The sequence below is a fragment of the Paenibacillus campinasensis genome (assembly GCF_002272015.1).
In the GTDB taxonomy this organism is placed as follows: domain Bacteria; phylum Bacillota; class Bacilli; order Paenibacillales; family Paenibacillaceae; genus Paenibacillus_AQ; species Paenibacillus_AQ campinasensis.
This window is the reverse complement of sequence record NZ_NPBY01000078.1, coordinates 26,580-51,874: the sequence shown is the minus strand read 5'-3', so window position 1 is coordinate 51,874 and position 25,295 is coordinate 26,580. Positions and strand designations below refer to the sequence as shown.

The window sequence follows — 25,295 nt, the reverse complement described above, 5'->3', positions numbered from 1 at the left end:
GACTAGCCAGTTCTTCTTACTTGTCCGTGCTATTAGATAACTTCCGGAGCCAAGGAAACGATTTTCATGTAGTCTCTTTCGCGAAGTTCGCGAGCAACTGGTCCGAAAATACGAGTTCCGCGTGGGCTTCTGTCTTCTTTCACTACAACCGCTGCATTCTCGTCAAAAGAGATGTAGGATCCGTCCTTACGACGTACAGAACGTTTCGTACGAACAACAACCGCTCTAACAACGTCACCCTTTTTGACAACGCCTCCTGGTGTTGCTTGTTTGACGGAGCATACGATCAGATCACCGATTTGAGCTGTACGGCGACCCGTTCCACCCAATACGCGGATACACATCAGTTCCTTCGCACCAGAGTTGTCGGCTACAGCCAAACGTGTAAATGGTTGAATCATTTCAATTTCCTCCTTTCGGACAAACTGATTACAAGTTAGATGATAACCGCTTTTTCGACCACTTCAACCAGTCTCCAGCGCTTGTCTTTGGAGAGAGGGCGAGTTTCCATGATTTTAACGGTATCTCCGATTTGAGCTTCATTGTTCTCATCATGCGCTTTAAATTTCTTCGTGTATTTAATGCGCTTGTGGTACAAGTCATGCTTCTTATACGTCTCAACAGCTACAACGATGGTTTTATCCATTTTGTCACTGACGACTTTACCGATTTGCACTTTACGAGCATTGCGTTCTTCGCTCATTTGTTAGCCTCCTTCCTGAATCCAGACACTCACATGTCCGTTTCATTAACTAATCCCAAGTTCTCTTTCACGGATAACGGTTTTAGCACGAGCTATTTCTTTGCGAACGTCACGAATCCGAGTTGGATTGTCAAGCTGGCCTGTAGCCAATTGAAAACGGAGGTTAAAGAGTTCCTCTTTAAATCCGGCGATTTTTTGCTCGATTTCTGCAGTGGTTAAGTTGCGCAGTTCATTAGCTTTCATTTGCTTCACCACCCACTTCTTCTCGTTTCACAAACTTCGTTTTCACAGGCAGCTTGTGAGCGGCGAGACGCATCGCTTCGCGGGCGATTTCCTCGGACACGCCTCCAAGTTCAAACATGACTTTGCCTGGTTTAACAACAGCAACCCATTTCTCAACGTTACCTTTACCGCTACCCATACGAACCTCGAGAGGCTTCTGAGTGATCGGCTTATCCGGGAAGATTTTGATCCATACTTTACCACCCCGGCGGATGTAACGAGTCATAGCAATACGGGCAGCTTCGATCTGACGGTTGGTGATCCAACCTGGTTCCGTAGCTTGCAGACCGAATTCACCGAAGAGTACTTCAGTACCGCCTTTAGCTCTACCTCTCATATTACCGCGTTGTTGCTTGCGGTGTTTTACGCGCTTTGGTACCAACATGATTAGTTGCCTCCTTCCTGAGCAGCTTGTTTCTTAGCCGTAGGAAGAACCTCTCCACGATAGATCCATACTTTCACGCCGATACGGCCGTAAGTCGTATGCGCTTCTGCTGTACCATAGTCGATGTCTGCACGAAGCGTATGAAGTGGAACAGTTCCTTCACTGTAGCCTTCCGTACGAGCAATCTCGGCTCCGCCAAGACGTCCGCTGACCGATGTTTTGATCCCCTTCGCTCCTGCACGCATCGTTCTTTGAATTGCTTGTTTCAGTGCACGACGGAAAGATACACGACGTTCCAGCTGTTGTGCAATGCTTTCAGCAACAAGAATTGCGTCCAGTTCAGGGTTTTTAATTTCAGAAATGTTGATGTGAACTTTTTTGCCGCCAGCGATTTTAGTCACTTGTCCGCGCAGCACTTCTACCTCGGAACCACCTTTACCGATAACCATGCCTGGTTTCGCAGTGTGGATCGTCACGTTCACACGGTTTGCCGCTCTCTCGATTTCAATACGGGATACAGCGGAGTCTTTCAATTTATTTTTCAGGTATTCACGGATTTTCACGTCTTCCAGCAAAAGATCACCGAAATCTTTGCCTGCATACCATTTGGATTCCCAATCACGGATAATACCGATACGGAGTCCTACTGGATTTACCTTTTGGCCCACACGTTTTCCCTCCTTATTTTTCAGCTACCACCAAAGTAATATGGCTGGTGCGTTTGTTAATCCGGCTTGCACGTCCCATCGCACGTGGGCGGAAACGTTTCATGGTCGGACCTTGGTTAACATAAGCTTGGGTTACAACCAATTTATTAACATCCAAAGAGTAGTTGTGCTCAGCATTCGCAACAGCCGAGTTCAGCAACTTCTCCACGATTGGAGATGCAGCCTTTGGAGTGTGACGAAGAATTGCGATCGCTTCGCCGACTTGCTTGCCGCGGATCAAGTCAACTACGAGTTGAGCTTTACGAGGAGCAATCCGAATCGATCTTGCATGTGCTTTTGCTTCCATTGTTTAACCTCCTCTCAAACAAAGAGCTTCGTTAATTATCTTCTCGTTTTCTTATCGTCTTCGTGACCTTTGTAAGTACGAGTTGGAGCAAACTCACCCAACTTGTGTCCTACCATGTCCTCTGTTACATATACAGGCACATGCTTGCGGCCGTCATATACACCGAACGTGTGACCGATAAATTGCGGGAAAATAGTGGAACGGCGGGACCAAGTTTTGATCACAGCCTTTTTGTTCGAGCTGTTCATTTCCTCTACTTTTTTAAGCAGGTATCCGTCGACGAAAGGTCCTTTTTTCAAACTGCGGCTCATATAGAAATCCTCCCTTCACCAAATGATCTCGTTACCTTCGGCACTTCACGAAGCTATGCGAGTGAGCGCATTACTTCGTGCGGCGGCGAACGATATATTTGTCAGAAGCTTTGCCTTTTTTACGGGTTTTGTAACCAAGGGTTGGTTTACCCCAAGGAGACATAGGAGACTTACGTCCGATTGGAGCGCGGCCTTCACCACCACCGTGAGGGTGATCGTTAGGGTTCATAACAACCCCGCGCACTTCAGGACGCTGTCCGAGCCAGCGGCTGCGGCCTGCTTTACCGATTTTGATCAACTCATGGTCTTGGTTACCCACAGAACCGATGGTTGCACGGCAAGTTTTCAGGATGTGACGAACTTCACCGGAAGACAAACGAATCGTTACGTATTTATCTTCTTTACCGAGAAGCTGTGCTTCTGTACCAGCAGCGCGAACCAATTGTCCGCCTTTGCCTGGCTTCAATTCGATATTGTGGATAACAGTACCCACCGGAATGTTCTCAAGCGGCAGTGCGTTACCGATTTTGATGTCGGCACCTACGCCGGAAACAACTTGATCTCCTACTTTCAGACCTTTAGGAGCGATGATGTAGCGTTTCTCTCCGTCTGCGTAGTGAATCAGAGCGATATTGGAAGTACGGTTTGGATCGTACTCAATCGTAGCAACGCGACCTGGAATGCCGTCTTTGTTACGTTTGAAGTCGATAATCCGGTATTTACGTTTATGTCCGCCGCCATGATGACGAACCGTAATTTTACCTTGGTTATTGCGTCCAGCTGTTTTGCTCAGCGGCGCCAAAAGCGATTTCTCCGGCTTGTTCGTGGTGATCTCTTCGAAAGTCGACACGGACATGTTACGGCGAGCCGGGGATGTCGGTTTATACTTTTTAATAGGCACTGTGTTTTCCCTCCTTACTCAAGAAATTGTTATTCTGCAGATTCAAAGAATTCGAGCGGCTTGCTGTCCGGAGTAAGCGTTACGATCGCTTTCTTCCATTCGGAAGTGTAACCGGAATAACGGCCATAGCGTTTCGGCTTCGCCGGAACACGCATCGTATTCACATTCGAAACTTTCACTTTGAAAATGGATTCAACAGCTTGTTTGATCTCGGTTTTGTTCGCACGAATATCAACTTCAAAAGCATATTTCAGATCTGCCATGTAGTCAGCCGTACGTTCCGTGATCACCGGGCGCTTGATAATATCGCGTGGGTCCTTCATTACGCGAGCACCTCCTCTACCTTCTGAACTGCTTCTTTCGTAATGATCAGTTGATCGTACGACAGTACGTCAAGAACATTAATGCCATCAGCCGCTACAAACTTCACTCCCGGAATGTTACGAGCGGAAAGGGCAACGTTGTCATCGTAGCTAGGAGCAACGATCAGAGCTTTACGTCCTACTTTAAGGTTGCTCAGGATGCTTGCAAACTCTTTCGTTTTTGGCGCATTCAGCGTCAATTGATCCAGTACGATAATTGCATTGTCGTTCACTTTAGAAGACAAAGCGGATTTGATCGCCAGACGACGAACTTTCTTAGGAAGTTTGAAGGAATAGCTGCGCGGAGTTGGTCCGAATACGGTACCGCCGCCTTTCCATTGTGGTGCACGGATCGATCCTTGACGAGCGCGTCCTGTGCCTTTTTGTTTCCAAGGCTTACGACCGCCGCCGCGTACTTCAGAACGTCCTTTTACTTTATGCGTACCGCGACGAAGGGAAGCGCGCTGCAGCAATACTGCACTGTGCATAACATGCACGTTCGGCTCAATCCCGAATACCGCTTCATTCAGTTCTACTTCGCCAACTTGGCTACCGCTGACATTATAAAGTGCTACTTTAGGCATTGTTTGCTCCTCCTTTCTTTAGGTGATTATTTCTTCACCGTTTCTTTAATTTGCACAAAGCCTTTTTTCGGTCCTGGAACGGAACCTTTAACAAGGATAACGTTACGCTCAGCGTCTACCTTGATCACTTCAAGCTTTTGGATGGTAACTGTTTCGTGGCCCATGTGACCTGGCAGGCGTTTTCCTTTAGGAACACGGTTAGCCTGGATCGAACCCATGGAACCTGGTCTGCGATGATAACGGGAACCGTGAGACATTGGTCCGCGGCTTTGTCCCCAACGCTTGATAACACCTTGGAAACCTTTACCCTTGGAAATACCGGTTACGTCAACAAATTCGCCTTCGGAGAAGACATCTGCCTTCAGCTCCTGGCCGACCTCGACACTCGCGAGGTCAACACCGCGAATTTCGCGAACGTAGCGCTTAGGTGCAGTATTTGCTTTTTTCGCATGTCCTGCTTCTGGTTTGTTGGCACGTTGCTCTTTCTTATCAGCGAAACCAACCTGGATCGCTTCGTATCCATCGTTCTCAAGATCTTTTTTCTGCAGAACAACACAAGGACCTGCTTCGATAACCGTTACAGGGATTACATTACCTTCTGGAGTAAACACTTGAGTCATTCCGAGTTTTCTACCTAAGATACCTTTCATGTTGACACCTCTTTTCTCTTCACTAATTCATTATGCAATTACAGTTTGATTTCGATATCTACACCGGACGGCAGGTCCAAGCGCATCAAGGCATCCACAGTTTGTGGAGTCGGGTTCACGATATCGATCAAGCGTTTATGAGTACGCATCTCGAACTGTTCCCGAGAATCCTTATACTTGTGCACCGCACGGAGAATGGTAATTACTTGTTTCTCAGTTGGAAGCGGGATCGGACCGGAAACACCAGCACCCGAACGTTTAGCTGTCTCAACGATTTTCTCAGCGGATTGATCAAGAATTCTGTGGTCGTATGCTTTCAAGCGAATACGAATTTTTTGCTTTGCCATTTTATTCCCTCCTTCTATCGCCCAATTTGGTATCGGACATACTCCGTGAAAATTTTCCGATCACCCTCCTCATGGCAAAGGGGCCGGGTGTGTCGGTAACCTCTCACATCATCGCAACGTCGCAGAACAACATTCACTATTATATAGAAAAGATAGGCGTATTGCAAGCATTAAATCATAATTCATGAAAAGCCATGTATTGGCTGTTATCAGTATAGATCTCCGCCCCCCGTCTTAAACACGGGACAGGAATTGCTTCGCAAATTCTATCATATATATAGAAGGAAGTTGTCACAGAAAAAGAGCCCGGCCTTGAGGGCCGGACTCTCTTATCGTTACATCACATTGTTGCTCGTTACAGTACACTGTTGCATATCGATCGCTTATGGGATAAGCGTTAATTACTTAATGATGGAAGCAACGGAACCAGCACCTACAGTACGGCCGCCTTCACGGATGGAGAACTTCGTACCTTCTTCGATCGCGATTGGAGCGATCAGTTGAACGGTAACGGTGATGTTGTCACCAGGCATTACCATGTCAGTTCCTTCTGGCAGGTTGATTACGCCAGTTACGTCCGTAGTACGGAAGTAGAACTGTGGACGGTAGCCAGTGAAGAAAGGCTTATGACGTCCGCCCTCTTCTTTGCTCAGTACGTATACTTGAGCAGTGAACTCCGTGTGTGGTTTAACGGATGCAGGCTTAGCAAGTACTTGACCGCGCTCGATTTGAGTACGCTCAACACCGCGAAGCAATGCGCCGATGTTGTCACCAGCTTGTGCGGAATCCAGCAATTTACGGAACATCTCAACGCCCGTAACAACGGATTTGCGAGTCTCTTCAGCGATACCCACGATTTCAATCTCGTCACCAACTTTGATCGTACCGCGCTCTACACGACCAGTAGCAACAGTACCACGACCTGTGATGGAGAATACGTCCTCAACAGGCATCAAGAAAGGCTTCTCAGTGTCGCGCTCTGGCAGTGGGATGTACTCGTCGATTGTTTTGAACATTTCAACGATTTTGTCAGCCCAAGGACCATCTGGGTTTTGCAGCGCTTCACGAGCGGAACCACGAGTGATTGGAGTGTCGTCGCCTGGGAAGTCATATTCGCTCAGCAGGTCACGAACTTCCATTTCAACCAGTTCCAGAAGCTCTTCGTCTTCTACCATGTCGCATTTGTTCAGGAATACAACGATGTAAGGAACGCCTACCTGACGGGACAGCAGGATGTGTTCGCGAGTTTGCGGCATTGGGCCGTCAGCTGCGGATACAACCAGGATTGCGCCGTCCATTTGAGCAGCACCAGTGATCATGTTTTTAACATAGTCAGCGTGACCTGGGCAGTCAACGTGTGCATAGTGACGAGTGTCAGTTTCGTATTCAACGTGAGCTGTGGAGATTGTGATACCGCGCTCGCGCTCTTCAGGAGCTTTGTCGATTTGGTCGAATGCTACAGCAGCACCGCCGTATCTTTTGGACAATACAGTAGTGATTGCAGCAGTCAAAGTTGTTTTACCATGGTCAACGTGACCGATAGTACCGATGTTAACATGGGGTTTCGTACGTTCGTATTTAGCCTTTGCCATTTGAACAATTCCTCCTTAAGGGGATATATATGTTAGGCTGGAACGGAATGAACGGGACGATCATCCCGTCTCCTAATCCAGCAGGTGAAACTTATTACTCTGCGCCTTTGAACTTGGTCACAATTTCATCAGAGATATTCTTAGGAACTTCTTCGTAATGGGAGAGTTCCATCGAGAATACGCCGCGGCCTTGTGTACCGGAACGAAGAGTTGTAGAGTAACCGAACATTTCGGAGAGAGGCACTTTCGCACGGATAATTTGCGTACCGCCACGGGAGTCCATACCTTCGATACGTCCACGGCGGGAGTTCAGCATACCCATTACGTCGCCCATGTATTCCTCAGGCACGGTAACTTCTACTTTCATGATTGGCTCAAGCAGGACAGGACTACATACATCCTTCGCCGCTTTCAAAGCCATAGAACCGGCGATTTTGAACGCCATTTCATTGGAGTCAACATCATGGTAAGAACCGTCAACGATTGTAGCTTTAACGTCTACAAGCGGGAAGCCGGCAAGTACACCGTTCTTCATCTGCTCTTCAATACCTTGTTGTGCTGGTCCAATATATTCTCTAGGTACAGCACCGCCGACGATCTTGCTGTCGAACTGGTTGCCGCTACCCGCTTCGAGAGGTTCGAACTCAACCCATACGTGACCGTATTGACCACGACCACCGGACTGACGGACGAATTTACCTTCAACACGCCCTGGCTTGCGGAAGGTTTCGCGATAAGCAACCTGAGGCTTACCAACGTTGGTCTCAACCTTGAACTCACGACGCATACGGTCGATGATGATATCAAGGTGAAGCTCACCCATACCTGCCAGAATCGTTTGGCCGGTTTCCTCATCCGTATGAGCGCGAAGCGTTGGATCCTCTTCTGTCAACTTACCGAGGGCCACACCCATTTTATCCTGGTCGGCTTTTGTTTTAGGCTCAACTGCGATTTCGATAACCGGATCCGGGAAGTTCATGGACTCCAGAATAACTGGATGCTTCTCATCACACAGTGTATCACCTGTACCGGTATCTTTCAAACCTACAGCTGCCGCGATATCACCAGCATAAACCTGGTTGATTTCTTGACGGCTGTTCGCATGCATCTGAAGGATACGACCGATACGCTCGCGCTTGCCTTTCGTTGCATTCAGTACGTAAGAGCCGGATTGCAGAATACCGGAATACACACGGAAGAACGTCAGCTTACCAACATAAGGGTCCGTCATGATTTTGAACGCCAGAGCAGCAAATGGCTCTTCATCGGCAGATTTGCGGCTTACTTCCGTTCCGTCTTCAAGGGTACCCTTGATGTCCGGTACGTCAACTGGAGCCGGCAGATAGTCGATAACAGCGTCAAGCATCAGCTGAACACCTTTGTTACGATAAGAAGATCCGCAGATTACAGGGAAGATTTTAACCTCTACTACACCTTTGCGCAGAGCAGCTTTCAGCTCCTCAACCGTGATTTCTTCACCTTCAAGGTATTTCATGGTCAGATCTTCGTCCAGCTCAGCTACCTTCTCGATAAGCTCGTTGCGAAGCTCTTCAACTTGATCTTTGTATTCGGCTGGAATCTCAGCTTCTTCGATGTTCTGGCCGAGGTCATCCTTATACATATAAGCTTTTTCCTCGACAAGATCGATGATGCCGATGAAGTCAGCTTCTGCACCAATCGGAAGCTGAATCGCTACCGCATTCGCTTGCAGACGATCTCTCATGTCTTTTACAACATTCAAGAAGTCAGCGCCGATAATATCCATTTTGTTCACATATGCGATCCGCGGTACACCGTAACGGTCTGCTTGTCTCCATACGGTTTCCGACTGAGGTTCAACGCCCTCTTTCGCACTGAATACACCTACTGCCCCATCCAATACACGAAGGGAACGTTCAACTTCTACTGTGAAGTCAACGTGCCCCGGGGTGTCGATAATATTAACGCGATGACCTTTCCACTGAGCGGTTGTAGCAGCGGACGTAATTGTGATTCCGCGCTCCTGCTCTTGCTCCATCCAGTCCATCGTAGCAGCACCCTCGTGAACTTCCCCGATTTTGTGCGTACGACCGGTATAGAACAAGATCCGCTCTGTGGTGGTCGTCTTACCAGCGTCAATATGCGCCATGATCCCGATGTTACGTGTATTTTTCAAGGAGAACTCTCTTGCCATGCGAATAGTCTCCCTTCAAAATTGAAGTTTAATGTGACTGTTAATCCTACCAGCGGTAGTGAGCAAATGCTTTGTTTGCTTCAGCCATTTTGTGCGTGTCTTCACGCTTCTTAACGGAAGCGCCTGTGTTGTTGGAAGCATCGATAATCTCTGCTGCCAAACGCTCTTCCATTGTTTTCTCACCGCGTGTGCGAGAGTAGTTTACGAGCCAACGTAATCCAAGGGATGTACGTCTCTCTGGTTTAACTTCGATCGGAACCTGGTAGTTTGCACCGCCGACACGACGAGCTTTAACTTCCAGTACTGGCATGATGTTCTTGATAGCAGCTTCGAATACTTCCATCGGATCATTGCCTGTACGTTCCTTGATGATGTTGAATGCATTGTAAAGGATGCTTTGAGCAACACCTCTTTTACCATCCAACATGATACGGTTGATCAGACGAGTAACCAGCTTGCTGTTGTACACCGGATCCGGCAGCACGTCTCTTTTTGTAACTGGACCTTTGCGTGGCATGGATATCCCCCTTTCTTCAATCATGGTCATGCTATTGTTGTCACATGAGCATTAGTTGCTTTTTGCTTTCGGACGCTTCGTACCGTATTTGGAACGAGCTTGCATCCGGTTGTTAACACCAGCGGTATCAAGCGCACCGCGAACGATGTGGTAACGTACACCCGGAAGGTCTTTTACCCGTCCGCCGCGAACCAATACAACGCTGTGCTCCTGCAAGTTATGACCGATACCCGGAATGTATGCCGTCACCTCAATGCGGTTCGTCAAGCGAACACGGGCATATTTACGAAGTGCGGAGTTCGGTTTCTTCGGCGTCATTGTACCTACACGAGTGCAAACACCGCGTTTTTGCGGAGCGCTCAAGTTCGTCTCCTCACGTTTCAAAGCGTTGAATCCTTTTTGAAGAGCTGGAGATTTCGACTTGTACACTTTTGCTTGACGGCCTTTGCGAACCAGTTGGTTAATTGTTGGCATTCTAGCCACCCCCTTCCCGTAATTATCATCCTGTTACAAACCAAGTTTTAAGTCCACAGACCCAGGCGGTTCATAAAAGAACAAATGAAAAGTTTTTGCCGAGAGAAGTACGCTCCTCCAACAAAAACAGTTTCCTACTCATGATTTTAAGACTGCGACCATGGCTGCGCCGACTTCTATGCCGCACGCTTCCCCAAGCCCCTTCATCGTAGGCACATAATTGATATGCACTTGATGCTTGCTGCACAGGGATACGATCTTGGTTATCAGACGCTGATCACAATCTTCAGCCACATAGACTTCTGCGGCCTGGCCTGTTTCCACGGCCTTCATCGTTTGTTTGGTGCCGATCTTGACATGTGCATCCTGTAATCCTTTTTCATTAGACACAAGCATTCCTCCAAAAGATCAGGGAACAAGGCAACTATTCACGCACCTTTGCTATATTAGCATCTGCCCCAAACGATGTCAAGCTATTAAATCGGATAAAAAAAGAAACTCTGGGACGGGAGCAAAGCGCCGGATTACGGCTGCTTTCACATCCCGTCCCATCCTTTCTTTCTTGTTACTCTACGGAAGCTGGCTCCAGTTCCTGATTTTCGTCGTTCAGAAGATCCTGACCTTCGAATTTCACGCTGCGGTAGCGGTTCATACCGGTACCGGCAGGAATCAGCTTACCGATAATGACGTTCTCTTTCAGACCGAGCAGCTGGTCGACTTTACCTTTGATGGCGGCGTCGGTCAGCACGCGCGTAGTCTCCTGGAAGGAGGCTGCGGACAGGAATGAGTCGGTTTCCAGAGACGCTTTTGTAATCCCGAGCAGCACCGGCTTGGCAACTGCCGGCTCTTTACCGGACAGAATCGCTTCCTTGTTCGCTGACTCGTATTCATGGATATCCACGTAAGAGCCTGGCAGCAGGTTCGTATCTCCCGCATCAACGATACGGATTTTGCGCAGCATCTGCCGGATCATCACTTCAACGTGTTTATCGTTGATTTCCACACCCTGGTTCCGGTAAACGCGCTGTACTTCCTGCAGAATGTAGTTCTGCACACCGCGAATCCCTTTGATGCGAAGCATTTCTTTCGGATCGATGGATCCGTCTGTCAGCTCGTCACCGGCTTCAATATGCTGTCCTTCGCTTACGCGCAGACGGGAGCCGTATGTGACGGAGTAGACTTTCGTTTCCGCTTCGCCCTGAACTTCAATCTCACGACGGTCTTTCGTCTCGCGGATCTCTTTGACGACGCCGTCGATCTCACTAATGGTCGCTTGACCTTTAGGGTTACGGGCCTCGAAGAGCTCCTGGATACGCGGAAGACCTTGCGTAATATCGTCACCGGCAACACCGCCTGTGTGGAATGTACGCATCGTAAGCTGGGTTCCCGGTTCACCGATGGATTGGGCGGCGATGATACCAACCGCTTCACCAATTTCAACATGTTTGCCGGTAGCCAGGTTGCGGCCGTAGCATTTTTTGCAGACGCCATAGCGAGCGCGGCAGCTGAGAATCGAACGAATCTGAACTTTCTCTACGCCAGCCTTCACGATTTCGGCCGCTTTGTCCGAATCGATCAGCTCGTTGCGGTTCACGATAATTTCCTTTGTTTCCGGATGACGAACGGTTTCGAAGGAATAACGGCCTTCGATACGATCATACAGATCCTCGATGACTTCCTTGCCGTCCTGGATGCGGCTTACGGTAAAGCCTTTATCCGTGCTGCACTCGTCCTCGCGTACAATCACGTCCTGGGCGACATCGACCAGACGACGTGTCAAGTAACCGGAGTCAGCGGTACGAAGCGCGGTATCGGCCAGACCTTTACGCGCACCGTGCGTGGACAGGAAGTACTCGAGTACCGTCAGTCCTTCGCGGAAGTTCGATTTGATTGGCAATTCGATGATTCGACCGGACGGGTTGGCCATCAGACCCCGCATACCGCCCAGCTGGGTGATCTGCGATTTGTTACCCCGCGCTTTGGAGTCCACCATGAGCATGATGGAGTTGAAGCGGTCCATCGATTTCATCAGAACTTCCGTAATGTCGTCCTTCGCTTTGGACCAGATATCAATAACGCGGTCATAGCGTTCTTCATTGGTGATCAGACCGCGACGGTATTGGTTCGTAACGACGTTAACCTTCTCATCGGACTCTCTCAGAATCTCGTTCTTCTCTTCCGGCACGATAACGTCGGAGACCGCTACGGTCACGCCGGCACGTGTCGAGTACGTGAAGCCGAGCTGCTTGATTTTGTCCAGAATGATGGAGGTTTCGGTTGTATGGTACGTTTCGAAGCAGCGAGCAATAATCTGACCCAGATATTCCTTACCGACAGCACCGCTGATCGGAAGATTCTGAATCACTTCTTGAATATCGGTGCCTTTTTCGTAAATGAAATACTTCTCCGGCGTACCTTGAAGCAAGTTCGTACGCGTAGCTTCGTTAATATACGGGAAGCTTGCCGGGAAAATCTCGTTAAAGATGATCCGGCCGATCGTCGTTACGAGCATCGCTTGCTGCTGTTTCTCGGTAAAGCTGGTTTTGCCAAGCGCTTTAACCGGGATGGCAACACGTGCATGAAGACCTGCAACACCGCGCTGATATGCGGATACCGCCTCGTTCACGCTGCCCAGAATCATGCCGGTGCCCTTCTCTTCCTTGTTGTCCATCGTCAGATAGAAGGAACCAAGGACCATATCCTGGGAAGGGGTAACGACAGGCTTGCCGTCTTTTGGGTTCAAAATGTTGCCGGATGCCAGCATAAGGAGACGAGCTTCCGCCTGTGCCTCTGCAGACAACGGCACGTGAACCGCCATTTGGTCACCGTCAAAGTCCGCGTTGTACGCTGTACATACGAGCGGGTGAAGACGAATCGCGTGACCTTCAACGAGAATCGGCTCAAACGCCTGGATACCGAGTCTGTGAAGCGTAGGGGCACGGTTAAGCAGTACCGGATGCTCCTTGATCACTTCTTCAAGCACGTCCCAGACCTCTGGGCTTACACGTTCAACTTTGCGTTTTGCACTCTTGATGTTGTGAGCCAGACCTTTGTTGACCAGCTCTTTCATCACAAATGGCTTGAACAGCTCAAGCGCCATTTTCTTAGGCAGACCGCACTGATACATCTTCAGGTACGGACCTACGACGATAACGGAACGACCGGAGTAGTCTACCCGTTTACCGAGCAGGTTCTGCCGGAAGCGCCCTTGCTTACCTTTCAGCATGTGGCTGAGGGATTTCAGAGGACGGTTGCCCGGTCCTGTAACCGGACGGCCGCGACGGCCGTTATCGATGAGCGCGTCAACCGCTTCCTGAAGCATACGCTTCTCGTTCTGTACGATGATGTCCGGAGCTCCGAGATCCAGCAGACGCTTCAAACGGTTGTTCCGGTTAATAACACGGCGATACAGGTCATTCAGGTCAGAAGTGGCAAAACGTCCGCCATCCAGCTGAACCATCGGACGAAGCTCAGGCGGGATCACCGGCAGTACATCCATCACCATCCACTCCGGCTTGTTGCCGGAATTGCGGAACGCCTCAATGACTTCAAGGCGCTTAATGGCGCGGTTGCGGCGCTGGCCTTGTGCCGTACGCAGCTCTTCTTTCAGGAATTCCAGTTCTTTTTCAATATCCAGATCCTGAAGAAGCTTCTTCACAGCCTCAGCACCCATGCCAGCCTGGAAACCATAACCGTACTTCTCACGATAGCTGCGATATTCTTTCTCGGACAGCAGCTGTTTTTTCTCCAGCGGCGTATCGCCTGGATCGGTTACGACATAAGATGCGAAATAGATGATCTCCTCAAGAGATCTTGGAGACATATCCAGCGCCAGACCCATCCGGCTTGGAATGCCTTTGAAGTACCAGATATGGGATACAGGAGCGGCCAGCTCAATATGTCCCATCCGCTCGCGGCGGACTTTGGCACGCGTAACTTCGACGCCGCAGCGATCGCAGACAACGCCTTTATAACGGACACGCTTATATTTACCGCAATGACATTCCCAGTCCTTTTGAGGACCGAAAATCCGTTCACAGAACAAGCCTTCCTTTTCCGGCTTCAATGTCCGGTAGTTAATCGTTTCCGGCTTCTTCACCTCGCCGCGGGACCAAGAACGAATCTTCTCCGGGGAAGCAAGACCGATTTTCATATACTCAAAATTGTTAACGTCCAACAAGGAGCAACCCTCCTCAACCTAGTCCTAATTATGTGCTACGGTCGCAACACCGCCGCCGGCCAAAGACCGACGGGGTGAACAGCAGCCGTTATTCCACTCCGACTTCAGCGCCTTCCAAGTTAAGGCTCAGTTTATCACCTGCGGCATCATCTTCATCATCGAGTTCTTTCATCTCGATTTCTTCTTCGTCCTCGCTTAGGATTTTGACGTCCATACCGAGAGACTGAAGCTCCTTGATCAATACCTTGAACGATTCAGGAACACCTGGTTCCGGAACGTTCTCGCCTTTGACAATCGATTCGTACGTTTTTACCCGGCCGACAACATCATCGGATTTCACTGTGAGGATTTCCTGCAGCGTGTACGCTGCACCGTAGGCCTCAAGCGCCCACACCTCCATCTCACCGAAGCGCTGACCGCCGAACTGAGCTTTACCACCCAGCGGCTGCTGCGTAACGAGAGAGTAAGGGCCTGTGGAACGGGCATGGATTTTGTCGTCAACCATGTGCGCCAGTTTGATCATGTGCATGACGCCCACCGTAACTTCACGCTCGAAGCGCTCGCCAGTCCGGCCGTCATACAGCACGGTCTTACCGTTGCGCTGCATGCCTGCTTCCTCCATCGTATCGAACACGTCATACTCGCTTGCACCGTCAAATACCGGCGTTGCAACGTGAATGCCGAGCTGGAGGGCAGCCATACCCAGATGGACCTCAAGCACCTGACCGATGTTCATACGCGATGGAACCCCGAGCGGGTTAAGCACAACCTGTACCGGTGTGCCATCCGGCAGGAACGGCATGTCTTCTTCAGGCAAGATCCGGGCAACGACACCTTTGTTACCGTGACGTCCTGCCATCTTGTCGCCTTCAGAGATTTTCCGTTTCTGTGCGATGTAGACGCGAACCAATTGGTTGACGCCTGGAGGCAGCTCATCGCCGTTCTCACGGGTAAACACCTTCACGTCAACGATGATGCCGTCACTTCCGTGAGGCACGCGAAGTGACGTATCGCGAACCTCGCGAGCCTTCTCACCGAAGATCGCATGCAGGAGACGCTCTTCCGCCGTCAGTTCCGTTACCCCTTTAGGCGTAACCTTGCCGACGAGAATATCTCCGGCGCTAATCTCGGCACCGATGCGGATAATGCCGCGCTCATCCAGGTTCTTCAGCGCTTCTTCACCGACGTTCGGAATGTCGCGCGTAATTTCCTCCGGCCCCAGCTTCGTGTCGCGAGCCTCGGATTCGTACTCCTCGATATGAATCGAAGTGTACACATCCTCCTTCACGAGCTTCTCGGAAAGAAGGATCGCATCCTCGTAGTTATAACCTTCCCAAGTCATAAACGCGACAACAACGTTGCGGCCAAGCGCCAATTCGCCCATCTCGGTTGAAGGACCGTCGGCCAGAATGTCGCCTTTCTTCACCACGTCGCCGCGCTTGACGATCGGACGCTGGTTAATGCAGGTTCCTTGGTTGGAACGCATAAACTTGTGCAGTTTATATTTAATGATGTCCCCTTTGACTTCTTGTCCGTCCACGTTCTCCACGCGGCGGAGCCAGATTTCGTCAGCGGACGAACGTTCAATAATCCCGTCGTATTTGGTTACAATACATACACCGGAATCCTTAGCAGCTTTATGCTCCATGCCTGTTCCGACAAGCGGAGCTTTAGGCACGAGCAGAGGAACCGCCTGACGCTGCATGTTCGATCCCATCAGGGCGCGGTTAGAGTCATCGTTCTCAAGGAACGGAATGAGCGCCGTCGCCACGGATACAACCTGCTTCGGCGATACGTCCATGTAGTCCACACGGTCGCTCGGCATCGGCAGGATGTTATCGGATTGCTTGTTGTAACGAACGATAACGACATCATCTGTAAAGCTGCCGTCTTCGTTCAGTTCGGCATTCGCCTGGGCGATCACGTAGTTGTCTTCCTCATCCGCAGTCAGGTAATCAATTTGCTCGGTTACCTTGCCTGTTTTCGGATCCACCCAGCGATACGGAGCTTCAATAAAGCCGTATTCGTTAATGCGGGCAAAGGTAGACAAAGAGTTGATCAGACCGATGTTCGGTCCCTCCGGCGTCTCGATCGGACACATACGACCATAGTGACTGTGGTGAACGTCGCGGACTTCGAAGCCTGCGCGCTCCCGCGTCAGACCACCAGGTCCGAGTGCAGACAGACGACGCTTGTGCGTCAGTTCTGCCAGCGGGTTCGTCTGATCCATAAACTGGGACAGCTGGGAGCTTCCGAAGAACTCCTTGATGGATGCGATAACAGGACGAATGTTGATCAATGCCTGCGGCGTAATCACATTCGCATCCTGAATCGACATTCTTTCACGCACAACGCGCTCCATGCGGGACAAACCGATACGGAACTGGTTCTGCAGCAGCTCGCCAACAGAACGCAGACGGCGGTTGCCCAGATGGTCGATATCATCCGTGTTCCCGATTCCATGCAGCAGGTTGATGAAATAGCTGATGGAAGAGATGATATCCGCCGGCGTAATATGTTTCACGGATTTGTCGATATTTCCGTTCGCGATCACTTTCACTACCTTGCCGTCCTCAATTGGAGAGAAGACATCAATGGTTTGCATCGGGATATCATCGCTATCCAGCACACCGCCGGCCACATGGTAGTTCTTGAAGCCAACGCTCTTCTCGAGGTGTGGCATAATCTCGTCGAGGAGACGACGGTCTACCGTTTGTCCTGCTTCTGCGATAATCTCGCCAGTTTCAACGTCGATCAGGCTTTCAGCCAGACGCTGGTTGAACAAACGATTCTTGATATGAAGCTTCTTGTTGATCTTGTAGCGACCCACATTAGCCAAGTCATAACGCTTCGGATCAAAGAAACGCGCGACCAGGAGGCTCTTCGCATTCTCCAGCGTCGGCGGCTCGCCCGGACGAAGACGTTCGTAAATCTCGATCAGCGCCTTCTCGGTAGAGTCCGTGTTGTCCTTGTCCAGCGTGTTTTGAATATATTCATCATTGCCCAGCAACTCCAGAATCTCGGCATCCGTACCAAAACCAAGCGCACGCAAAAGCACGGTTACAGGGATTTTGCGGGTGCGGTCGATCCGGACATAGATGATGTCCTTCGCGTCCATTTCGAGTTCCAGCCATGCGCCGCGGTTCGGGATCACTGTAGCAGTGTAGGTTGACTTACCGTTTTTATCCACTTTCGTGCTGAAATAGACGCTGGGAGAGCGAACCAACTGGCTGACAATAACCCGTTCGGCACCATTGATAATGAATGTTCCGGTTTCCGTCATGAGCGGAAAATCCCCCATGAACACTTCCTGCTCCTTGACCTCTCCAGTCTCCTTATTGATGAGACGGACCTTCACGCGGAGCGGCGCCGCATAAGTAACGTCGCGTTCTTTTGCGTCATCGACGGTGTATTTCGGTTCTCCAAGGCTGTAGTCAATGAACTCCAGAACCAAGTTGCCTGTGAAATCCTGGATTGGCGAGATGTCCTGAAACATTTCGCGAAGCCCTTCCTCCAAAAACCATTCATAAGATTTTTGTTGGATTTCGATCAGGTTCGGAACTTCGAGTACCTCGTGGATACGAGCATAACTGCGCCGAGTGCGTCGACCATATTGAACAAGATGTCCTGCCAACTTAAACTCACCCCTCATGTCTACTCACTTTAAAAATTCATTGCGAACCTCTGTTTGTAACACTATAATGGTACATACAGAGGACACTCCCATAAATAGAGAAAAGCCCTTATCGAATCAACTTTCGAAAAAAGAGCAGCTTATCCATGGTTATGATAATCATCTCATATCCAGTAGATTTGCCCAAAATGTACATATTATACGTTAATGCGACGGACTTTATGCAGTTCCCTTCACATTAGGCCTTGACATTTCAGCAAACTAAAGACAAAGAGACCATCCTAATACTGACATTTTATAATAATAACACAGCGGGTCAACCGAGTCAACAGCCCTGCCGTATTTTGAAACATTAATTTTCATTTCATGCATTTGCGTTCATTTCCTCAAGCCTTTGTCGCCTTGAAGATGCGATAACCCTTATCCTTCGTTACCTCTTCCACCTTCTTGAACAGACTCTCCAGCTTCGCCTTCGCCGAAGGAGCGCCCTGCTTCTTCTGGATCACGATCCACAGCTCACCATTGTCGCGAAGATGATGCCACGCCTCTTCAAAAATCGCAAACACCGTTTCTTTTCCCGCACGGATCGGAGGATTCGTCAGGATCACATCAAACTGCTGGCCTTTCACCGCAGCAAACAGATCCGATTCCATCACCGTGACATTCGCAATGCTGTTGCGAATCGCGTTTTCCTTCGCCAGTTCGACAGCTCTGCTGTTAATGTCGATCATCGTCACATGTCCGGCAGCAGCGAGCTTCGCCGCAGCCAAACCGATGGGCCCATAACCGCACCCGACATCCAGCACGGAAGCATCTGGCCGAATGTCCATCGCTTCTATCAAAACTTTGCTGCCATAATCTACGCCGCCCTTGGAAAATACCCCCGCATCGCTGATAAAACGGAACGTGTTTCCCCGAAGGACTGCACTCAGCTCTTTGCGATCATGCGCCGTCTTCGGCTGATTAGAGTAATAGTGCTGATTCGGCATACGCCCCTCCATCTGAATCCAGTTTCCCCTCTTTCCCCCGAACAAGGAGCAAAGAGCGCCAATTGTACCAGTATACCCCCGGCTGATTTCAAACAGACCTGTCTTGGGTTAACGCCTCACAATAACAAACCCCTTGAACCTAAATTCAAGGGGTTTGCATCATGCTGACATATCCGTTAGAGAGAAATTACTTCAGCTCTACAGTTGCGCCTGCTTCTTCAAGCTTCGCTTTAACAGCTTCAGCTTCGTCTTTGGATACTTTCTCTTTCAGAGCTTTAGGAGCGTTGTCAACCAGCTCTTTCGCTTCTTTCAAGCCGAGGCCAGTGATTTCGCGAACCACTTTGATAACGTTGATTTTGGATGCACCAGCGTTAGCCAGTACTACGTCGAATTCGGATTGCTCAGCAGCTTCAGCAGCGCCGCCGCCACCTACAACAGCTACTGGAGCTGCAGCAGTTACGCCGAATTCTTCTTCGATTGCTTTAACGAGATCGTTCAGTTCCAGAACGGACATGCCTTTAATTGCTTCCAAGATTTGCTCTTTGCTCATTTAAGTTGAACCTCCGTTTATTATAAGAATTTTGTATAGTTACAATCATACAGCGAATCGTTCACACTGCTTATGCGCCTTGCTCTTCCTTCTCTGCCACAGCTTTAACTGCAAGCGCGAAGTTGCGAACTGGAGCTTGAAGGACGCTGAGGAGCATGGAAAGGAGACCTTCGCGGGATGGAAGCTCAGCCAGAGCTTTGATCTCGCCTTCTCCAATTACACGACCTTCTACTACGGCGCCTTTCAATTTCAACGCGTCGTTCTGTTTAGCAAAATCGTTCAGGATTTTTGCCGGAGCGACGGCGTCATTGACACTGAATGCAACAGCTGTAGGACCTGTCAGCACTTCATCGAGTTCTGTCAGTTCTGCAGCCGCAGTTGCACGACGAAGCAGCGAGTTTTTCAAAACTTGAAATTCAACGCCAGCTTCGCGAAGCTGTTTACGCAGTTCAGTAACCTGCGCAACGTTCAATCCACGGTAGTCAGCAACAACGGTCGTTACGCTCTCGCGCAGCTTCGTTGCGATCACATCAACCGCTTCTTGTTTCGCTTGAATCACTTTTGCGTTTGCCAATGATTACACCTCCTGGTTGTACTAAGTAGCGATTGAGGCCAAGCCCCCCGCTCTCTTCCTACGGGCACTAAAAAAGCCTCCGTAGAATCACGAAGGCCTGATGAAATCATCATTTGACCGGCATAGCCGGACAAGCTGCTGACATTCTATCATAACACCTCGGTAGGAAATTAAGCCTGCTTAGGGCACCTACTGTCTACGGTAAGCATATTCAACTTTAACGAACAGTCTCATAAACTCACAACTGTTTCATCATAACAAACATCATTGACCAAAGTCAACGGTATTTATTACTTGAACGTTGCTGTGTTCACACGAGCGCTCGGTCCCATCGTGGACGAAACGGCGATGCCTTTCAGGTATACACCTTTAGCAGCAGCTGGTTTCGCACGGTTCAAAGCATCGATGAGAGCTTTCAGGTTCTCATTCAATTGCTCTTCAGTGAAGGACACCTTGCCGATTGGCGCGTGAATTTGAGCTGCTCTGTCCAGACGGTACTCGATTTTACCAGCTTTGATTTCTTGAACCGCTTTGGCAACGTCGAAAGTAACCGTACCGGCTTTAGGGTTAGGCATCAGGCCTTTACCGCCGAGCAGACGGCCCAGTTTACCAACTTCACTCATCATATCAGGTGTAGCTACGCAGACGTCGAACTCGAACCAGCCCTGCTGGATTTTGTTGATCATATCTTGATCGCCTACAAAATCAGCGCCAGCCGCTTCCGCTTCCTTCGCTTTGTCACCTTTTGCAAATACCAGAACGCGTTGTGTTTTACCCGTACCATGCGGCAGGACAACAACACCACGAACAGCCTGGTCTTGTTTACGAGGGTCAACACCCAAACGCACTGCTACTTCGACAGTTTCGTCGAATTTAGCTGTAGCTGCCTTTTTCACCAGTCCAACGGCTTCAGAAGGCTCATACACTGCTTCGCTGTCGATCAGCTTGGCAGCTTCAAGGTATTTCTTACCGTGTTTAGCCATGATTCGTATTTCCTCCTTTGTGGTGATAGCGGAAAATCCTCCCACATATTTCCGGACGAAGAACGTCCGGGTTCACGAGACCTTAGTCTTCGATTGTGATGCCCATGCTGCGAGCAGTACCTTCAACCATCTTCATTGCAGCTTCAACAGATGCAGCGTTCAGGTCAGGCATTTTGGTTTCAGCGATTTGACGAACTGCGTCACGCTTAACCGTAGCCACTTTTTTCTTGTTCGGTTCGCCGGATCCTTTTTCGATCTTGGCAGCAACGCGAAGCAGAACAGCAGCCGGTGGAGTTTTGGTAATGAACGTAAAGGAACGATCTTCAAATACCGAAATTTCAACCGGAATAATCAGACCAGCTTGATCGGCGGTACGCGCATTGAATTCTTTACAGAATGCCATGATGTTGACACCCGCTTGACCCAATGCTGGACCTACCGGAGGAGCCGGGTTCGCTTTAGCTGCAGGAATTTGCAGTTTAACTACCTTGATTACTTTTTTAGCCATGATAGACACCTCCTTGCCTCAATAGTGGTTAACGGACGCGGCAAAGCGCCCTCCCACAAGAAACCCGAAGAACAAAAAATCTATATCTTCTCCACTTGAGTATAGTCCAACTCCAGCGGGGTTTCCCGTCCAAACATGTTGACGTGAACCTTCAGCTTGCTCTTATCAGCCAATATTTCTTCCACGGAGCCCACAAAATTCGCAAAAGGACCAACCTTGATTCGAACGGATTCCTTGATATCGAATTCGATCTTCGGTTTCGGCTCTTCCATACCCATATGCTTCAGAATCTGTTCAACTTCTTCTGGAAGCAAAGGCGTCGGCTTGGAGCCTGAGCCTGTCGAACCGACAAAGCCCGTTACCCCTGGCGTATTGCGAACAACATACCAAGAATCATCGGTCTGAATCATCTCGACCAAGACATATCCCGGGTAAACCTTACGCATGACGGTTTTCTTCTTTCCGTCCTTGCTTACGACCTCTTCTTCCATCGGAACAAGAACCCGGAATATTTTGTCCTCCATGCCCATGGACTCGACACGTTTTTCCAAATTGGCTTTGACTTTATTCTCATACCCGGAATAGGTATGAACCACGTACCATCTTTTTTCCATATCAAGCCACCTGGGACCCTTCTAAATTATCGCTTCGATCACAGCGGAAATACCGATGTCTACAACCCAAAAATAAATCGCGACAAACACTATGGTGCCAAGAACAATCAACGTATAGTTCGTCAGCTCTTTACGATTGGGCCAGCGAACCTTTTTAAGTTCCGCCCAGCTTTCAGAGAAAAAGGAAAACAGAGACTTGAAACCACGTTTCACGCCGACTACACCTCCAAAAGAAAACTATCTTGTTTCGCGATGAGGAGTTTGCTCGTTACAAAACTTGCAAAATTTCTTCATCTCCATGCGGTCGGGGTGATTTCGCTTGTTTTTGGTGGTTGTGTAGTTTCTTTGTTTGCAGCTTGTACAAGCCAAAGTGATAATTACCCGCATGATGTGCACCTCCCGAAGACGTCCTTCTTTATCAGAAGAACCGATATTGATCCTAGTAGAAATAACATCGCCTTAGCATTACGTAAAACGCGGTTATTTCTGCGAGATGAATAAAACCGCTGTGCCCGCATAAGCAACAACGATTCATTCATAAAACACGCGAATTTAGGCCTACCTAAATCACTTTATCACAAGGGTAGCGCCATTTCAAGCCTTTTTCTCTCTGATTGCAAGGTACAGAACTTGGTAAACCGGTATTGCTGATCATTCTATACCATTATGTTCAATCTTACAAAAACCTAAAACAGACTATCCAAAAAATGAAAAAAGGCTCTGTTCGAGCCTTTCCTGATCCAAGTAACATGTACGATAGCAAAATAAATGAATGAGTTCTATCCGTTATCCCTTACCTCCAGGTAACGCTCAAGCTTGCGCTTGACTCTCTGGAGCGCATTATCAATCGATTTCACATGACGTCTGAGATCTACCGCAATTTCCTGATATGAACGACCGTCCAAATACAACATGAGCACTTTACGCTCGAGGTCGCTCAAAATTTCGGACATCTTATCTTCCAGGCCAACGAATTCTTCCTGGTTAATGATCAGTTCCTCCGGGTCGCTGACTGCTGTGCCGCAAATGACGTCAAGCAGGGTACGGTCCGAATCCTCATCATAAATAGGCTTGTCCAGCGAAATATAGGAATTGAGCGGGATATGCTTCTGCCGCGTGGCCGTCTTGATCGCCGTAATGATCTGCCTTGTGATGCACAGCTCGGCAAAAGCCTTGAACGAGGAAAGCTTGTCTCCCTTAAAATCACGGATCGCCTTGTAAAGGCCGATCATGCCTTCCTGGACAATGTCTTCCCGGTCAGCGCCAATGAGAAAATAGGTGCGTGCTTTGGCGCGCACGAAATTCCGGTACTTGTTGATCAAATACTCAAGCGCACCGCTGTCACCCTCGCGGACCGCCTCGACAATGTCTTCATCACTAATCACATCATACCCTGACAACACGACTTCTCTGAGGTCTACACTCAATAGAATCCCTCCGGCCCGGAACGCACGGTAGTCCGTCACTCGCTTGAAATATATGACAAGTATATATGATGTCTATCAGACCGTCAACCACAGATTGCCTAAATAGACCGATATTAACATTTAATGTCAAGTATAAATTTTTTTATTGCGGGAGATCATGCGCAACCTGCGGCTGCCAAAGCGTCCTTTCTTCCAGGCTTCATTCCCGGCGCCAGCGTTCCAGCATCTGCCTCACATCCGGCGGCAGCGTGGAATCAAGCGTATTCCGGTTTTTCGTCTCTTCCTTCCGGATTTGACGCTGCACCTCCTGCTCGCTTTGCTCCACCTCGATCAGCAGCTCTCTGGCAGACACCCGGAGCGCCCCCAGCGCAAAAATAACGTGCTGCTCAATCAGATCACTCGTTGCGACATAAATTTTGCGCCGGCGGTGACTAAACTCCCCGACCAGGCGCTCGATGCATTCATCAGCCGTTTCCTTCTCTTTCGTAAAATACACCTGAACCTTGCCCTGGGTGTAGGATTTACCGAGGCCAGGCACCCGGTAGGCGTCAAAGATCGCCACGACCCGCCGGCCCGAGAAGGCCTGGTAATCGGCCAGCTTCTCCAAAAGCGCATCCCGCGCATCCTGCATGCTGGACTTGGCCAGCTCTGCAAGAAACGGCCAGGCGCCGATCATATTGTAGCCGTCCACCAGCAGCACATCGCGCCAATCGGCCATGGATCTCTAACCCTTCATATGGCGGCGGCGAAGCACTTCATACATGACGACACCAGCGGCAACCGACGCGTTCAGCGAGTTGATTCTGCCAGCCATCGGCAATTTGGCGAGCACGTCGCATTTCTCCCGAATCAGACGCCCCATGCCTTTATTCTCATTCCCGATCACGACCGCAACCGGGCCGTCAAACACGGTGGCGTCGTAAATATCCGAATCCGCATCGACCACGGTGCCGACAATCCACACGCCCAGCTCCTTCAGCTGCTCAATCGTCTGGGCCAGATTGGTGACTCTCGCCACCGGCACATATTCCACCGCGCCGGCCGAGGTTTTGGAGACCGTCGCCGTAATTTGCGCCGAGCGGCGCTTCGGCAATATGACGCCGTGGACTCCGGTACAATCTGCCGTTCTCAGGATAGAGCCGAGATTATGGGGGTCCTCGATCTCATCCAGAATGAGCAGAAACGGCGGCTCCCCCTTCTCCTCCGCCACCTTGAGCAGATCATCCACCTCGGCGTATGCGTATGGCGCTGTCTGCGCGACAACGCCCTGATGCTGAACCCCGGGGGCAAGCTGATCCAGCTTGCGCTTGTCGACATGCTGGATCACGATGCCAAGCTTCTTCGCCTCGGCGATAATCGGCGATGTCAGATGCTTTTGCGCGGTTTCCGCAATCCATATTTTATTAATCGTTCGTCCCGATCGCAGCGCTTCCGTCACGGAATGCTTGCCGGCGACAATTTCTTCTTCCTGCATAACTGATTTGCTCCTCCTGCTTGAACCGGGACCCGAATACAGGCCCCAGCCAAAATGTTGTTATCAT

The 25,295-nt window shown here is 49.7% G+C and carries 30 protein-coding genes and 1 other annotated feature; all 30 genes read right to left on the bottom strand.

The window, feature by feature from the left end; all coding sequences use genetic code 11:
* Positions 1 to 32 precede the first annotated feature (32 nt).
* Entirely contained in the window at positions 33 to 401 is a 369-nt protein-coding gene (gene rplN, locus CHH67_RS22140; protein WP_095267544.1) for a 50S ribosomal protein L14, read from the bottom strand.
* A gap of 35 nt (positions 402 to 436) precedes the next feature.
* Positions 437 to 703, bottom strand: a complete 267-nt coding sequence (gene rpsQ, locus CHH67_RS22135) for a 30S ribosomal protein S17 (RefSeq protein WP_007132560.1) — start codon at positions 701 to 703, stop codon at positions 437 to 439.
* A 45-nt stretch (positions 704 to 748) separates the two neighbouring features.
* Positions 749 to 946 carry a 50S ribosomal protein L29 gene (gene rpmC, locus CHH67_RS22130; protein ID WP_007132561.1) on the bottom strand — a complete coding sequence of 66 codons (198 nt, stop codon included), beginning with the start codon at positions 944 to 946 and terminating at the stop codon, positions 749 to 751.
* Positions 936 to 1,370, bottom strand: a complete 435-nt coding sequence (gene rplP / locus CHH67_RS22125; RefSeq protein WP_095267543.1) for a 50S ribosomal protein L16 — start codon at positions 1,368 to 1,370, stop codon at positions 936 to 938. The genes rpmC and rplP overlap by 11 nt, the downstream gene beginning before the upstream one ends.
* Positions 1,371 to 1,372: 2 nt before the next feature.
* Complete coding sequence (gene rpsC / locus CHH67_RS22120) at positions 1,373 to 2,038, bottom strand: 30S ribosomal protein S3 (protein ID WP_007132563.1); 666 nt, start codon at positions 2,036 to 2,038, stop codon at positions 1,373 to 1,375.
* A 13-nt stretch (positions 2,039 to 2,051) separates the two neighbouring features.
* Positions 2,052 to 2,384 carry a 50S ribosomal protein L22 gene (gene rplV, locus CHH67_RS22115; protein ID WP_095267542.1) on the bottom strand — a complete coding sequence of 111 codons (333 nt, stop codon included), beginning with the start codon at positions 2,382 to 2,384 and terminating at the stop codon, positions 2,052 to 2,054.
* Between the two features lie 35 nt (positions 2,385 to 2,419).
* Positions 2,420 to 2,695 (bottom strand): 30S ribosomal protein S19, encoded by a 276-nt coding sequence (gene rpsS / locus CHH67_RS22110; protein ID WP_095267541.1) that lies wholly within the window; start codon positions 2,693 to 2,695, stop codon positions 2,420 to 2,422.
* A 70-nt stretch (positions 2,696 to 2,765) separates the two neighbouring features.
* Positions 2,766 to 3,596 carry a 50S ribosomal protein L2 gene (gene rplB / locus CHH67_RS22105; RefSeq protein WP_095267540.1) on the bottom strand — a complete coding sequence of 277 codons (831 nt, stop codon included), beginning with the start codon at positions 3,594 to 3,596 and terminating at the stop codon, positions 2,766 to 2,768.
* A 29-nt stretch (positions 3,597 to 3,625) separates the two neighbouring features.
* Positions 3,626 to 3,919 (bottom strand): 50S ribosomal protein L23, encoded by a 294-nt coding sequence (gene rplW, locus CHH67_RS22100; RefSeq protein WP_095267539.1) that lies wholly within the window; start codon positions 3,917 to 3,919, stop codon positions 3,626 to 3,628.
* Positions 3,919 to 4,542: a 50S ribosomal protein L4 gene (gene rplD, locus CHH67_RS22095; protein WP_095267538.1), complete on the bottom strand. Its 624-nt coding sequence runs from the start codon at positions 4,540 to 4,542 to the stop codon at positions 3,919 to 3,921. The genes rplW and rplD overlap by 1 nt, the downstream gene beginning before the upstream one ends.
* 26 nt (positions 4,543 to 4,568) lie before the next feature.
* Positions 4,569 to 5,192, bottom strand: a complete 624-nt coding sequence (gene rplC / locus CHH67_RS22090; protein ID WP_095267537.1) for a 50S ribosomal protein L3 — start codon at positions 5,190 to 5,192, stop codon at positions 4,569 to 4,571.
* Between the two features lie 38 nt (positions 5,193 to 5,230).
* The gene (rpsJ, locus tag CHH67_RS22085; protein ID WP_006676490.1) at positions 5,231 to 5,539 is read right to left on the bottom strand and encodes a 30S ribosomal protein S10; all 309 of its coding nucleotides are present in this window, start codon (positions 5,537 to 5,539) and stop codon (positions 5,231 to 5,233) included.
* A 401-nt stretch (positions 5,540 to 5,940) separates the two neighbouring features.
* Positions 5,941 to 7,131: an elongation factor Tu gene (gene tuf / locus CHH67_RS22080; protein WP_095267536.1), complete on the bottom strand. Its 1,191-nt coding sequence runs from the start codon at positions 7,129 to 7,131 to the stop codon at positions 5,941 to 5,943.
* Between the two features lie 94 nt (positions 7,132 to 7,225).
* Positions 7,226 to 9,304, bottom strand: a complete 2,079-nt coding sequence (fusA, locus tag CHH67_RS22075) for an elongation factor G (RefSeq protein ID WP_095267535.1) — start codon at positions 9,302 to 9,304, stop codon at positions 7,226 to 7,228.
* A 46-nt stretch (positions 9,305 to 9,350) separates the two neighbouring features.
* Positions 9,351 to 9,821: a 30S ribosomal protein S7 gene (gene rpsG, locus CHH67_RS22070; RefSeq protein WP_095267534.1), complete on the bottom strand. Its 471-nt coding sequence runs from the start codon at positions 9,819 to 9,821 to the stop codon at positions 9,351 to 9,353.
* 51 nt (positions 9,822 to 9,872) lie between these two features.
* Complete coding sequence (rpsL, locus tag CHH67_RS22065; RefSeq protein ID WP_095267533.1) at positions 9,873 to 10,295, bottom strand: 30S ribosomal protein S12; 423 nt, start codon at positions 10,293 to 10,295, stop codon at positions 9,873 to 9,875.
* Between the two features lie 138 nt (positions 10,296 to 10,433).
* A complete protein-coding gene (locus CHH67_RS22060; RefSeq protein WP_095267532.1) occupies positions 10,434 to 10,685 on the bottom strand; it encodes a ribosomal L7Ae/L30e/S12e/Gadd45 family protein in 252 nt (83 codons plus the stop codon).
* 175 nt (positions 10,686 to 10,860) lie between these two features.
* Positions 10,861 to 14,475, bottom strand: coding sequence for a DNA-directed RNA polymerase subunit beta' (gene rpoC / locus CHH67_RS22055; protein ID WP_095267531.1), 3,615 nt, complete (start codon positions 14,473 to 14,475; stop codon positions 10,861 to 10,863).
* A gap of 88 nt (positions 14,476 to 14,563) precedes the next feature.
* Positions 14,564 to 18,109 (bottom strand): DNA-directed RNA polymerase subunit beta, encoded by a 3,546-nt coding sequence (gene rpoB, locus CHH67_RS22050; RefSeq protein ID WP_095267530.1) that lies wholly within the window; start codon positions 18,107 to 18,109, stop codon positions 14,564 to 14,566.
* 386 nt (positions 18,110 to 18,495) lie between these two features.
* Positions 18,496 to 19,098, bottom strand: a complete 603-nt coding sequence (locus tag CHH67_RS22045; protein ID WP_095267529.1) for a class I SAM-dependent methyltransferase — start codon at positions 19,096 to 19,098, stop codon at positions 18,496 to 18,498.
* Between the two features lie 187 nt (positions 19,099 to 19,285).
* Positions 19,286 to 19,648 carry a 50S ribosomal protein L7/L12 gene (gene rplL, locus CHH67_RS22040; protein ID WP_095267528.1) on the bottom strand — a complete coding sequence of 121 codons (363 nt, stop codon included), beginning with the start codon at positions 19,646 to 19,648 and terminating at the stop codon, positions 19,286 to 19,288.
* Positions 19,649 to 19,718: 70 nt separating this feature from the next.
* Complete coding sequence (gene rplJ / locus CHH67_RS22035; RefSeq protein WP_095267527.1) at positions 19,719 to 20,222, bottom strand: 50S ribosomal protein L10; 504 nt, start codon at positions 20,220 to 20,222, stop codon at positions 19,719 to 19,721.
* A 60-nt stretch (positions 20,223 to 20,282) separates the two neighbouring features.
* Positions 20,283 to 20,442, bottom strand: a sequence feature (ribosomal protein L10 leader region).
* A 70-nt stretch (positions 20,443 to 20,512) separates the two neighbouring features.
* Positions 20,513 to 21,205 (bottom strand): 50S ribosomal protein L1, encoded by a 693-nt coding sequence (rplA, locus tag CHH67_RS22030; RefSeq protein ID WP_095267526.1) that lies wholly within the window; start codon positions 21,203 to 21,205, stop codon positions 20,513 to 20,515.
* 82 nt (positions 21,206 to 21,287) lie between these two features.
* Positions 21,288 to 21,713 carry a 50S ribosomal protein L11 gene (gene rplK / locus CHH67_RS22025; RefSeq protein ID WP_095267525.1) on the bottom strand — a complete coding sequence of 142 codons (426 nt, stop codon included), beginning with the start codon at positions 21,711 to 21,713 and terminating at the stop codon, positions 21,288 to 21,290.
* Positions 21,714 to 21,793: 80 nt separating this feature from the next.
* Entirely contained in the window at positions 21,794 to 22,327 is a 534-nt protein-coding gene (nusG, locus tag CHH67_RS22020) for a transcription termination/antitermination protein NusG (protein WP_095267524.1), read from the bottom strand.
* Between the two features lie 21 nt (positions 22,328 to 22,348).
* Complete coding sequence (gene secE / locus CHH67_RS22015) at positions 22,349 to 22,540, bottom strand: preprotein translocase subunit SecE (protein WP_095267523.1); 192 nt, start codon at positions 22,538 to 22,540, stop codon at positions 22,349 to 22,351.
* A gap of 24 nt (positions 22,541 to 22,564) precedes the next feature.
* Positions 22,565 to 22,714: a 50S ribosomal protein L33 gene (rpmG, locus tag CHH67_RS22010; RefSeq protein WP_006212941.1), complete on the bottom strand. Its 150-nt coding sequence runs from the start codon at positions 22,712 to 22,714 to the stop codon at positions 22,565 to 22,567.
* 392 nt (positions 22,715 to 23,106) lie between these two features.
* Positions 23,107 to 23,754, bottom strand: coding sequence for an RNA polymerase sporulation sigma factor SigH (gene sigH, locus CHH67_RS22005; protein WP_095267522.1), 648 nt, complete (start codon positions 23,752 to 23,754; stop codon positions 23,107 to 23,109).
* A gap of 199 nt (positions 23,755 to 23,953) precedes the next feature.
* Positions 23,954 to 24,472, bottom strand: a complete 519-nt coding sequence (locus CHH67_RS22000; RefSeq protein WP_095267521.1) for an NYN domain-containing protein — start codon at positions 24,470 to 24,472, stop codon at positions 23,954 to 23,956.
* A 6-nt stretch (positions 24,473 to 24,478) separates the two neighbouring features.
* A complete protein-coding gene (rlmB, locus tag CHH67_RS21995; protein WP_095267520.1) occupies positions 24,479 to 25,228 on the bottom strand; it encodes a 23S rRNA (guanosine(2251)-2'-O)-methyltransferase RlmB in 750 nt (249 codons plus the stop codon).
* Positions 25,229 to 25,295 lie beyond the last annotated feature (67 nt).